Source organism: Bacillus sp. LJBV19 (assembly GCF_017797845.1).
GTDB classification, from domain to species: domain Bacteria; phylum Bacillota; class Bacilli; order Bacillales; family Bacillaceae; genus Bacillus; species Bacillus velezensis.
Genome location: NZ_CP072563.1, coordinates 311,785 through 324,817 on the forward strand (window position 1 = coordinate 311,785; position 13,033 = coordinate 324,817).

At 49.0% G+C, this 13,033-nt stretch carries 7 protein-coding genes and 1 pseudogene; 3 read left to right on the top strand and 5 right to left on the bottom strand.

The genetic code is table 11. The annotated features are described in order from the left end of the window. Window positions 1–36 precede the first annotated feature (36 nt). The 3 genes and pseudogenes from putP (at window position 37) to J6600_RS01690 (ending at window position 4,091) form a co-directional block, all read left to right on the top strand. Entirely contained in the window at window positions 37–1,491 is a 1,455-nt protein-coding gene (gene putP / locus J6600_RS01680; RefSeq protein ID WP_076983722.1) for a sodium/proline symporter PutP, read from the top strand. A 157-nt stretch (window positions 1,492–1,648) separates the two neighbouring features. After that, window positions 1,649–2,884, top strand: a complete 1,236-nt coding sequence (putR, locus tag J6600_RS01685) for a proline utilization transcriptional regulator PutR (RefSeq protein ID WP_021494194.1) — start codon at window positions 1,649–1,651, stop codon at window positions 2,882–2,884. A 198-nt stretch (window positions 2,885–3,082) separates the two neighbouring features. Then, window positions 3,083–4,091, top strand: a pseudogene (locus J6600_RS01690) (NAD(P)/FAD-dependent oxidoreductase). 54 nt (window positions 4,092–4,145) lie between these two features. Here the strand turns inward: J6600_RS01690 and cobA are convergent. The 5 genes from cobA to nirB form a co-directional block, all read right to left on the bottom strand. Further along, window positions 4,146–5,585 (bottom strand): uroporphyrinogen-III C-methyltransferase, encoded by a 1,440-nt coding sequence (gene cobA / locus J6600_RS01695; RefSeq protein WP_022552562.1) that lies wholly within the window; start codon window positions 5,583–5,585, stop codon window positions 4,146–4,148. Window positions 5,586–5,651: 66 nt separating this feature from the next. Continuing rightward, window positions 5,652–5,972, bottom strand: a complete 321-nt coding sequence (gene nirD / locus J6600_RS01700; RefSeq protein ID WP_007409365.1) for a nitrite reductase small subunit NirD — start codon at window positions 5,970–5,972, stop codon at window positions 5,652–5,654. A 20-nt stretch (window positions 5,973–5,992) separates the two neighbouring features. Beyond that, window positions 5,993–8,410, bottom strand: coding sequence for an NADPH-nitrite reductase (gene nasD / locus J6600_RS01705; protein ID WP_209387861.1), 2,418 nt, complete (start codon window positions 8,408–8,410; stop codon window positions 5,993–5,995). Window positions 8,411–8,530: 120 nt separating this feature from the next. Beyond that, complete coding sequence (gene nasC / locus J6600_RS01710; RefSeq protein ID WP_209387862.1) at window positions 8,531–10,663, bottom strand: assimilatory nitrate reductase catalytic subunit NasC; 2,133 nt, start codon at window positions 10,661–10,663, stop codon at window positions 8,531–8,533. Then, window positions 10,656–12,983, bottom strand: coding sequence for a nitrite reductase large subunit NirB (gene nirB, locus J6600_RS01715; protein WP_209387863.1), 2,328 nt, complete (start codon window positions 12,981–12,983; stop codon window positions 10,656–10,658). The genes nasC and nirB overlap by 8 nt, the downstream gene beginning before the upstream one ends. Between the last annotated feature and the right edge of the window lie 50 nt (window positions 12,984–13,033).

Genomic DNA, 13,033 nt, shown 5'->3' on the forward strand with positions numbered 1-13,033 from the left:
TAAAGCGGAGGAGGAAATGCCATAGCAAACATTCAGTTGATTATTTCCATTTGTATTTATATGGCGGGCATGCTGTTTATCGGTTATTTCGCCTACAGACGGACGTCAAATCTGACGGATTACATGCTCGGGGGGCGTTCTTTAGGCCCTGCCGTCACAGCGCTCAGCGCGGGAGCGGCGGATATGAGCGGATGGCTCTTGATGGGGCTTCCGGGCGCCATGTTCTCGACAGGATTAAGCGGCGCTTGGATTGTGATCGGGCTTGTGCTCGGGGCATGGGCGAACTGGCTTTTCGTGGCGCCGAGGCTGAGAACGTATACTGAAAAAGCGGGGAATTCCATCACCATTCCGGGTTTCCTTGAAAATCGTTTCGGTGATCATACGAAGCTTCTCAGACTGTTTTCGGGTCTTGTCATTCTCGTCTTTTTCACATTTTACGTATCATCCGGCATGGTATCCGGAGGCGTCTTATTCAACAGCATTTTAGGGTTGAATTACCACACGGGACTGTGGGTCGTGACAGGCGTCGTTGTCGCCTACACCTTGTTCGGGGGCTTTTTGGCGGTAAGCTGGACGGACTTTGTTCAAGGGATCATTATGTTTGCGGCGCTTATTCTCGTGCCGATTGTGACGATTTTCCATACGGGCGGCCCGGGAGAAACCGTTGCCGATATCCGTTCCGTCAACCCGGAACTGTTTAATATGTTCAAAGGGACGACCGTCCTTGGCATTATTTCTTTATTTGCGTGGGGGCTCGGCTATTTCGGGCAGCCGCATATTATTGTGCGCTTTATGGCGATCACATCTGTGAAAGAAATCAAACGCGCCAGACGAATCGGAATGGGATGGATGATTTTGTCTGCACTAGGCGCGCTGTTTACGGGTCTTGCGGGAATCGCGTATTACCACCAGCACGGACTGAAGCTGGCTGATCCGGAAACCATTTTTATTCAGCTCGGCAACATTCTGTTCCACCCGATTATTACGGGATTTCTCATTTCTGCGATTTTAGCGGCCATTATGAGTACGATTTCGTCTCAACTGCTCGTTACGTCCAGTTCTTTAGTAGAGGATTTGTATAAGTCCATGTTCAGGCGTTCGGCTTCTGATAAGGAACTCGTATTTCTGGGGAGAATGGCAGTGCTTGCGGTGTCAATCATCGCTTTGGTGCTCGCCTGGGAGAAAAACAACACGATACTTGGTCTTGTCAGCTATGCATGGGCGGGATTCGGCGCGTCATTCGGGCCGGTCGTACTGCTCAGTTTATTTTGGAAACGGATGACGAAATGGGGGGCACTCGCCGGCATGATTGCGGGAGCGATTACCGTAATCATTTGGGCGAATGCCGGTCTTTCAGACTTTTTGTACGAAATCATTCCGGGCTTTGCTGTAAGCCTTGCCGCTGTATTTGTCGTCAGCTTATTGACACAGGCTCCGTCAAAAGATGTCACAGATCAGTTTCATGAGTACCGTGATACACTTTCTCAATAAAAGCAAGGAACGAGAGGAAGAAGGGACCGCCCTTTTTCCTCTTTTCACGATACAGGCTTTCGGATTATTCCGTTTTGGGAATATGTGAATTTTTTTCTATACAAAAAGTCACCCCGCAGAGTATGATAAAGATAAAAAGAGCATAGGAGAAATAGGTATGGAAGAGCTTTTAGAGAGAGTTTTTTCATTTACGGACATTGATAAATTAATTGATTTCATCAGTTATGAATTGCAGAAGCCCGTTATTCTGGAAAGCGCGGATTTCTTTTTGCTTGCCTATAATTCTTATTACATTAATCACTTCGACTCCGCCAACCAGCAGACGATATTTTCAAAAAAATGCCCCGTGCAGATTTTTGAAAGGTTTCTGAAAGACGGGGTGATCGAAAAGCTGAAAACCGTTCCTGAACCGTTCCGTGTCGAAAAAATAGACAGTATCGGACTGAATCAGAGAGTGGTTGTAAGCGCAAAACATAAAGGGGAAGTGATGGGCTACATCTGGATTCAGGAGCTCGACCGAAACTTGACGGACGAGGAGCTCGATTTTTTATATGAAACTTCATTCCATGTCGGAAAAATCATCTATAAAACGAACCGGCTGAAACAGGAAAAAGAAGAGAGAGCGGAAGACCTGGTGAAACGGGCGATCTTTCAGCAATTCTCCTCTGAAAAGGAGTTCAGGCGGGAAGCGGAAAAGATGAACGCCGTGCTGCCGTCGGTTTTTTCAGTAGTCGTCCTGCACGCCGCAAATGGGGATGGGGAGGCAGTCGAAGATGTGAAGGAAAACATCAAATCGTACTTGAATTTGCGGGATAAAGTCAGTCACGTCTTAACCATTGATTCCAATATTGTCATCGTCGTCGCAAGCTTCTCGCAAAAAAGCTCCGGCACTTCGGCAGCATCTGAATTCATCCACAAACTGCTGACTCATTTTCACTTTCAGAAGATCCCCACTCCCATCTATATCGGAATCGGCAATGAATACAGCAGCATCCTGAAGCTCGGCAAAAGTTATATAGAGGCCCTTGAAGTCATAAAGGCCGCCGAAATTACCGGAAACCAGGAAAATATCCCGTACGAATACAGTAAGCTCGGGATTTACCGCTATCTTGAAAGTATCGAAGAAAAAAACGCCTCACTGGAATATGTAAACAATGATTTAGCGTTATTAAAAGCCAAAGACAGAGAAAGCAGTACAGAACTGCTGAAAACGTTAGAAATCTATCTCCTCAATAACTGCAAAACAAAACCAGCCGCAGAACAGCTTTTTATTCATCAAAACACATTGAACTACCGTATCAAACAGATTCTTGACATGACATCAATTAATTTAAACGACTTCAGGACAAGGTGCCAGCTGTATCTCGATATTATGCTGATGAAAAAGAGATAAAAAAGAAACCAGTCGCCGTACTGGTTTCAGTTTTAATACCTTCCCGCTTATCAGTCTCAGAACCTCACTTCTGAATCACTCCTTTCCCGCAAGATGAGAAATGAATAAACACTGATCCTCAATATGTGTTATACTTTCATTGATATTGATTCTCAATTAAAGATATATGAAGTATAGATATAAACGGGAGGCAGAACGATGGCGGAAAATCATGAGGTGTACGACGTCACGTATAGGCGGAGGCCCGATCGGCCTGTTTGCGGCTTTTTATTGCGGGATGCGCGAGCTGAAAACGAAAGTGATCGAGTTTCTGCCGCGGCTCGGAGGGAAAGTGTCTATGTTTTTCCCCGAAAAAATCATCCGTGATATCGGCGGAATACCCGGGATTGCCGGAGAACAGCTGATTAAGCAGCTGAAGGAACAGGCTGCGACATTTGAGCCGGATATCGTGTTGAATCAGCGGGTGACCGGATTTGAACGGCTGGATGACGGAACCATTGTGCTGGAAAGTTCCAAAGGGGAAAAGCACTATACACGCACGGTGATTTTGGCCGTCGGCATGGGAACGCTTGAGGTCAATGAACTTGACAGCGCGGATGCGAGCCGGTATTCAGGAAAGAACCTTCATTATAAGGTGGAGAAGCTTGATGCGTTTCAGGGGAAGCATGTCGTGATTTCAGGAGGAGGAGATACCGCGGTTGACTGGGCGAATGAGCTGGAACCGATTGCGGCGTCTGTTACCGTCTTGCACCGCAGGGAGGAGTTCGGCGGTTTGGAAAGCAGTGTGGCGAAAATGAAGCGGTCTTCCGTGCGGGTGCTTGCGCCGTATCGTCTGAAGCATCTCAACGGCACAGGGGAACGGATCGAGAGCGTCACCATTTGCCAAACTGAGTCCGGACTTTCTGAAGTCATCAAGCTTGATGAGCTCATTATCAACCACGGGTTTAAAATTGATCTCGGTCCGATGAAGGACTGGGGGCTTGAGATAGAAGAAGGCAGGATTAAAGCTGACAGACATATGCGGACGAATCTTCCGGGCGTGTTTGTCGCCGGTGACGCCGCCCATTATGAAAGCAAGCTCAGATTGATTGCAGGCGGTTTCACGGAGGGGCCGACCGCCGTGAACAGCGCCAAAGCCTATTTGGACCCGCAGGCGGATCAGATGGCGATGTATTCGACTCACCATAAAAAATTGGTGACACAATAAAAAAGGCTGACCCCCGATGTTGAGTCTGGGGGGTCAGAAAAGCATTCCGGCGTATCAGCTGTGAACGAGCATGTCTTTCATTTCATTTCGTATAAACGCAAATAACTGCTCCTGGTTTTTCACGGCGGTAAACCCGCAGCCGGCGGGGACGTCTTCGCCCATGCAGATGACGGGAGGGCGGTTTGCTGACGGATCCGGTGATATGCCGATTTGTTTTCCGGCGCTGATCAAATGCTGAGCGGATTCTTTGCCCGTACAGATAATCATTTGCAGAGGAGACTCACTGATCGTGCGTTCGATCATGGAAGTGAACCGCTCATCCGCGATATGTTCATGGGTGATATAAAGCGGGCATGATTTTGAGTCTGACAAGTTTTCTGCTGCTTGACGGCTTCCTACAATGAGTGAATGCGGAGAATCAATTTGACATTCGGATAGGAGAAAGCCCCGTTTTGTCAGTTCCGTCTTTGCGGCTTCAGTCGCTGCATTCAGGCTTGCGGTCACCCGGCGGATGTCGATCTGCTTGAAAGCCAGTGTGTCAAAGAATTCGCATACCGCAAGGCGTGATGTGAAAAATAGTTGTTCAAAGGTGCTGATCTGTTTCAGGATGTTTTCGTTTGCGGGCATTTTTTTAACGATCCGCTTCGGCCATTCAATAACATCGGCGCCATACTCGCGCAGCTTGTCTGTCAATGTATGTTCTTCATCGCCATGAGTGACAACCATGATATGCCGCCCGATGAACGGTTTGCTTTCAAACCAGCTGTGTGTTTGAAAATTGACAATATCACCGATGACGATAATGGCAGGGTTGGTGATGTTTTGGCTTTGAACTTTTTCATGGATATCCTGAAGCGTCCCTTTAACGCTCCGCTGCCGCCCCCACGTCCCCCATTGAATGACGAGTACGGGAACGGAAGGGGATTTTCCGTACTCCGTAAGCTGCCGGCATATAAATGACAGATTTTTAACGCCCATGTAAAACACAAGCGTTTGAACGCTTCGGGCAAGCCCTTCCCAGTCGAGATTCGGCCTGCCTTGCAATGATGTATCATGAGCGGTGATCATCGCGAAGGACGAAGCGAAATCACGATGGGTGACAGGGACTCCCGCATACAGCGGCGCTGCGATACCCGAGGTGATGCCGGGCACCATTTCGTAGCGGATGCCGTGCCGATGAAGCGCCTCTGCTTCTTCGCCGACTCTGCCGAACACACTTGGGTCTCCGCCTTTCAAGCGGACGACGGTGCAGCCCTCCGCCGCTTTTTCAATCAGCAGGGCATTTATCTCAGACTGTTTCATAAAATGACGGTCGGGCAGCTTTCCGCAATAAATGAACCGGCAGTCCGGTGAGGCATATTCAAGAAACTTTGGGTTTGCGAGCCGGTCATACAAAATAATATCCGCTTTCTCCAGAGCCTGTTTTCCTTTTACGGTGATCAGCCCCGGGTCTCCTGGTCCGGCACCGACAAAATATACGATTCCGTTTTTCATGATGGCGTCATCCCTTCAGCAATTTAAAAAATGAAGGACCACTTGAAAAAGTGATCCGGTCTTTGCTCAATACAGGAGGTATACATTCTCTCCTTCAATCAGTGTTTCGTATGTTTTGACACAGCCATGATCCGGCTCTTGGACTTTTCCGTCTTCTAAGGAGATTTTCCAGTCATGCATCGGGCAGAAGACGTATTCTCCGCTGACGATGCCTTCAGCCAGGACGCCCCCTTTATGGGGACAGCGGTTTTCGACGGCGCGGACGCTCCCGTCAGAAAGCTTAAATACGGCAAGCTCTTTATCTTCTATATATACGGTTTTTCCTAACTCCTCCGGTAATTCGTTTACTTTGCCTATGCAAACCTTTGTCATATCTTTATTAACCATGTCCGTTCCCCCTTACTGTTTTATGAAGTCGTGACGACATTTTCGAATAGATCTTTAGATGCTTTTTTATCTTTAAGGAAGTATTGCCACGGATCTTTGTGGACAGAGAGTGTCTCATTCATTCTGTCGTTGAGCTCCTGCCGTTTTTCCGGATCGTTTAATACGGATTGGACATGAGATAAACCGACGCGCTCAAGCCATGCGGATGTCCGCTCCAGATAGTTTGCCGTTTCTCTGTAGTACTGAAGGTAAGCCCCCGCATATTCTAAGACTTCTTCATTCGTTTTTACTTTCATCAGCAAATCACCGGCGCGCAAATGGGTTCCGCCGTTTCCGCCGACATAAAGCTCCCAGCCTCCGTCGATGCCGACAACGCCAAGGTCCTTAATGCCTGATTCCGCACAGTTCCGAGGGCAGGCGGACACGGCCATTTTAACCTTATGAGGCGTATTGAGCCCTTCGAATTTTTTCTCAAGCGCAATGCCCAGTGCCATGGAGTCTTGCGTGCCGAAGCGGCAGAATTGTTCGCCTACGCACGTTTTTACCGTGCGGAGTGTTTTTCCGTACGCGTAGCCTGACGGCATATCAAGCTCGGCCCATACTTTCGGCAGGTCTTCTTTTTTGACGCCGATGAGATCAATCCGCTGGCCGCCGGTCATTTTAACGAGCGGGATCTCATATTTGTCGACGACATCGGCGATCTTGCGGAGATCCTGAGAGTTGGTCACGCCGCCGTACATCCGGGGCACGACTGAGTATGTTCCGTCTTTTTGAATATTGGCGTGCATCCGTTCGTTCACAAAACGGGATGTTCTGTCATCCTCGTATGTAGCCGGATTAATCATGCCTAAGTAGTAGTTGAGGGCAGGACGGCATTTGGAGCAGCCCTCCGGCGTTTTCCAGCCGAGCACGTTCATGATTTCTCTTGTATGGGACAGCCCTTTGGCTTTGATTTCTTCTACGACTTCATCTCTCGACAGTGAGGTGCAGCCGCAAATCGCTTCTTTTTGCGCGGACGCGTCAAATTCTGAGCCCAGTGTATATTGAAGAATGTCTTCCACGAGCGGTTTACAGCCTCCGCAGGAACGGGATGCCCCGGTGCATGCTTTGATTTCGTCCGTAGATGTGCAGCCTTTTTCCTGAATGGCTTGAATAATCGCGCCTTTTGAAACGCCGTTGCATCCGCAGATGATTTCATCGTCGCTCATCGCCGCGGTCATGCTTGCGCCTGCTTCCTGATCAAGAGGCTGTAAGATTGATATTTTGGAGGTTTCAGAGATATCGGCTTCTTTTTGAATCATTGAAAACAGGCGGCTGCCCTCGCTGCTGTCTCCGAACAAAACAGCGCCGACAATTTGATTGCCCCTCAGGACGATTTTTTTATAAATGCCGTCCTGCTCATCGAACACTTTAATCGCTTTTTTGTCCTCTGATTCGTTAAAGTCACCCGCAGAGAAGACTTCGACGCCTGATACCTTTAATTGAGTGGAGAGAACGGAGCCTTCATACGGTTTTGTTTCAATGCCGCAAATATGCTTTGCGAGCACTTTTGCCTGTTCATAGAGCGGCGCCACAAGACCGTATGCGATTCCGCGGTGCTCGGCACATTCACCGACCGCGTAAATGTGCGGGATGTCAGTCTGCATATAATCATTGACAATGATTCCGCGGTTTACCGGAATGCCGCTTTCTGTGCCAAGCTGTGTATTCGGGCGGATGCCGACCGCCATGACGACCAGGTCAGCTTCGATGCTTGTGCCGTCTTTGAAGCGTACGCCTTCGACACGGTCAGTACCGAGAATTTCTTCGGTTTGCTTTTCAAGGAAAAAGGTCATGCCTTGTTTTTCTAATTCGTTTTGCAGCAGGCGTCCCGCCGCTGCGTCAAGCTGGCGCTCCATCAGGAATGGGGCGAGGTGGATGACAGACACGTCCATTCCGAGATTCAGCAGTCCGCGTGCGGCTTCCAAACCCAGCAGTCCTCCGCCGATGACGGCTGCTTTTTTATATTGTTTTGACGCGGCGAGCATCGTGTCTGTATCTTTTATGTCCCGGAATGCCGTGACGCCTTGTTTGTCTGCGCCCGGAATCGGAAGGATAAAAGGGACAGAGCCTGTCGCCAGGATGAGTTCATCGTAAGGCTGGATTCTGTCTGCATCGGTGATGAGGGTTTTGTTTTCCGTGTCGACTTTGATGACTGTTTCACCGGTATACAGCTGAATGTTGTTTTCTTTGTACCAGTTCCAATCGTTTAACGTGATGTCTTGAATGTCGGTATCGCCTTGCAGCACTTTTGACAGAAGGATTCGGTTATAGTTGGGATGAGGTTCGGCCCCGAATATTGTAATCTCAAATTCGTCTTTTGAAACACGCAGTATTTCTTCAATCGCTCTTACCCCGGCCATTCCATTTCCAACAAGGACTAGCTGTTTTTTTCCCATCAGATGATCCGCTCCTTATCTTTGTTTTTTTTTAGCGTAGCACAGCAAAAACAAATATTTAAGATGCATGTTATGAAATGTAACAAAAAATACTAAAAAATCTAAAAATTTTATGAAAAATTATATAGGGCTGATTCGTACCGCGCACATCTTAAAACCGGGCATTTTACAGTCCGGGTCCAAGGCTTCACCAATTAAATCGTTGACGTTTTGCGTGTCAGACCAATGGATGGGGACAAACAACGTGTCTTTTCGTACGTTCTCCGACCATCTGCTCCGCACCGTGATGCTGCCCCGGGGGGATTCTATTTTTACCAGCACACGGTCCTCGATATTGTAGGTCGCTGCTGTTTGCGGATGGATTTCCATAAACGATTCAAAATGTCTCGCGGCAAGGGCGGCGCTTTTTCTTGTTTGGACGCCTGTTAAGTAGTGAGACATGACTCTGCCTGTCGTTAAATAAAGCGGATAATCGGCGCTCGGTTTCTCTTTCGGGACGGCCGGTTCATTTAGAATCACGCTTAATGCCGCTTTTTGATCCGGATGAGCAAATGATTCTGTAAACAAGCGCGCAGTTCCGGGATGATCAGATTCCGGACACGGCCAATGAATGCCGCCTTCCCGCCTGAGCCTGTCATAGGTGATGCCAGAGTAATCAGCAATTCCGCCGCGGCTCGCTTCTCTCAGTTCGTTAAAGATTTCCTCCGCCGACGTATAGGGAAAATAATGCCCTTTACCAAGAGCCGAGGCAATGTCACAGATAATCTGCCAATCATGTTTCGCTTCTCCGGGACATGGCCGGCTCGCTTCTCTTAATGTCACGCGGCCTTCTGCATTTGTCATCGTGCCTTCGTCTTCCAAATAAGAGGACGCGGGTAAAATCACATCCGCGAATGCCGCGGTCTCAGAAATAAATAAGTCAACTGCGACAAAGAATCTCAGTTTCTTGATTGCCTGCTTGACGAAATTCGCATTTGGGCCGGAAACAGCCGGATTGGAACACATGAGAAACAGTCCTTTGATGTCGCCGCTATCTATTTTTTCTATCATTTCATAGGCTGAGACGCCTTTTCGCGGCAGCTCATCCTGATGAATCCCCCACACCTTCGCAATATGCCCCCGGTGTTCTTCAATTTCGATAGAACGGTAGCCCGGAAGCTGATCCGCTTTTTGGCCGTGTTCTCTCGCGCCTTGTCCGTTGCCTTGACCGGTAATCGCCCCGTAACCTGAGAAGGGCTTGCCGATTTTTCCGGTGATCAGCACCGTATTTAAGAAAGCTTTCACCGCCGCGGTACCGTCAGTCTGCTGTTCGATCCCCCGCGCTGTAAATAGCATGCCGGATGTTTCCTTGGCAAACTTCACGGCGGCCTTTCGCATATGCTCCAAAGGAACACTTGTCTGCTCGGAGATCTCTTCCAGATCCAAAGCGTCGGTATGCCGTTTGAGCTTATCGAATCCGTTTGTGCGTGTGCGGATAAAGTCTTTGTCTGTAAGCTGTTCGTCAATGCAGATTTTGACGAGTCCGTTTGCCAGAGCGGCGTCTGTGCCGGGCTTGATTTTCAGGTGAAGATCGGCTATTTTGGTCGTCGCCGTTTCCCGGGGATCAATGGCGATAATGTAAGCCCCGTTTTCTTTCGCTTTATCAAAATACGGCATGATTGTCGGCTGGCATTCCGCGATATTGGTGCCTGCCAGGATGATGACACGTGTATGCGGAATGTCCGATAATGGATTCGTCAGGCCCCTGTCCGCGCCGAATGTCTGGCCGGCCGCCGTTGCTGCGGCAGACATACAGAGCCGCCCGTTGTAATCGATGTATTTCGTCTGTAAGCCGACCCGTGCGAACTTTCCAAGCAGATAGGCTTCTTCATTTGTAATTGAGGCGCTCCCATAGACGGCCATCGCATCATTGCCGTGTTCGGTTTGGATCAGATTGATTTGTTCCTTTATGCGTTTCAGTGCTTCAGCCCAAGAGACAGGCACAAATTCACCGTTTTTTTTAAGCAGGGGGCGTGTAATGCGGGAAGAGTGCACGGCATGCTGATGGGCATTCATGCCTTTTGTACATAAACGGCCATGTGTCGTCGGATTATCAATGCCGATTGCAGTGTATTTCTTCCGTGCCGCGAAGGTTTGTTCCGTAAGCTGCATCTTGCATTGCATGCTGCAGAACGGGCATTGCGTCTCATATGTTTTTTCCGATTGGACATTTTGCAGTTTGTCACGGAAATAACGGAGCATCGGTTCAGTCAAAAAGCTTCATCCTTTCGTATGGCGTTTTCCCGGCAGACAGTTTTTGCAGCAGGGATATGTCTGAACGGAGATTTTTCAGAAGCTGTGTCCGCATATCTTCTTCAAACAGCATTTCTCTGATATGGACGAGGCCGAGTCTGTCAACCCATTGATAAATCGCTTCGTTGTAGTGAGCCGTTTCGCGATAATATTGAATAAGGCCTTTCACCATAGCGGCGGTACTGTCTTCGTTATTCGTCACACAAAAAAGGCTGCCGGCGCGGGCTTGTTTTCCGCGGACGCCCCCGATATAAATTTCCCAGCAAGTTTGTGTCTGAAGCACGCCGATATCCTGAATGTAAGCATCGCTGCAATTGTTTTCACATGACAAGCTGACGGATACATAAGCGGGGACGGCAAGTGTGTCGGTATCTCGTTCAATCCTGCTTGCCAGCTCTTGAAAGGAGCGATGCTGTCCGCACGTACATGCTTTGATTTGAATCGTCCAGCGGTGCCGGGGGGAGAAAACCGGCATGTTCAGTGCTTTTCTGATGCTTGCAAGGTCATTTGGCCTGATTCCGGAAAGCTTCAGCCGGTGACTGTCAGTAATTGAAACGCCGGGGATGCCGTATGTTTCAATGACGTTTGCGATGTTTTTGAGCTCTCCCGCACTTGTCAGTCCGCCGTACATTTGCGGAATCAGGGTGCATGTCTCTTCTGCCGATATTTCATTGAACTGCATAAAATCAGGCCGCATCCTTTCCAGGTAGTAGTGAAGCGCCGGAATACAAATGCGGCAGCCGTTTTCTGTTTTCCAGCCGATCACTTCCATCACCTCGGCGGCATCAGTGAATGGACGGCGCCGAAGTTCGGCGATGACTTCTTCTTCCGTCAAATCGGTGCAGCCGCAAAACGAAGGCTGGCGGGAAGGTTTTGTGTAATCATCGCTCGCCATATACGTCAGCAAGTCTTCGACGAGCGGCCTGCATCCCCCGCAAGACCCGGACGCTTTTGTCATGTGCTTCACTTCCTCCGCGGTTTTTAAGCCATATTTGTTCACCGCTTCTTCAATGGAGCCCTTGGTCACTGAGCTGCATTGGCAAATGGTTTCATGGGGAGGCATGGATTCAAAGGATATGCCGCCTTGATCCGGTTCTATGAGCTGTTTTTTCACGATGGAAATGTCTCTTTGCTTCACAAGACTGTCGAGAAGCCGCTGTTTACCGCGCGTGTCCCCGAATAAAATAAAGCCGGCCGGTTTATCGTCCTCAAAGAGCGCTTTTTTGTAGATGCCTGCATGATCGTCATGGAACAATATGCCGGCTGTGTGTTCATCCTCGTGCACCTTTCCTGCCGACCATACATCAATACCGGCTATTTTTAAGGCCGCAGATTGTGCAAAGCCTTGAAACCCTTCACACGGAACGCCGCATAGATGCTGTGCGAGCACTTTTCCCTGTTCATAAAGCGGTGCAGCCAATCCGTATACAATCCCGTCATGCTCCGCGCATTCACCGACGGCATACACATTCGGTTTGTTCGTCTGCATGAATTGATTGACGATGATTCCTCGGTTCACTGAAAGTCCGGCAGATGCAGCCAATCGGATATTGGGCCTCACACCGGCGGCCATGACAATCAGGTCTGCTTCTATGGAAGAACCGTCTTTGAAACGGATGCCTTCCGCCCGTGAGTTTCCTGTAATGGATGCCGTGTCTTTCTCTAAAAGAAAGACTAAGCCTTTTCGCTCCAGTTCTTTCTGCAGCAGATGGGATGCCGTTTGATCAAGCTGTTTTTGCATAATGGCGGAAGAGTGGTGAATGACGCTGACGTCCATGCCGAGCTGCCGTAAGCCGACGGCCGCTTCAAGACCTAATAAACCGGCGCCGATGACCGCCGCCTTTTGATACCGGCCGGCCGCATTGATAAGGGATTGGCAGTCTTCTATTGTCCGAAAGCCGTACACACCTTCTTTCTCTGCTCCGGGTATGGGGAGAATATAAGGAGAGGAGCCAGTTGCCGCGATGAAATGATCGTAAGTCATGCTGCGCTTCCGATCCGTTGTGACAACCTGCCGTTCTGTATCAATGTGTACAACCGTTTCTCCCGTGTAAAGCGTAATTCCGTTTTTTTCGTACCATTCGCGGCTATTCAGCGTAATGTCATCAAGCGAAACCTCACCTTGTAAAACGGAGGATAAGAGAATGCGATTGTAATTGGGATGAGGTTCGGTTCCGAAAATAACAATCTCAAACATGTCACGGTTCATCTTTAAAATGTGTTCAATACAGCGGATTCCGGCCATTCCGTTCCCTGCTGCAATTAATCGTTGTTTCTTCATTCGCCAAACCTCCTTTGCAGCTGCCTGTAAGTTTTGCTTCTCTATGAGAA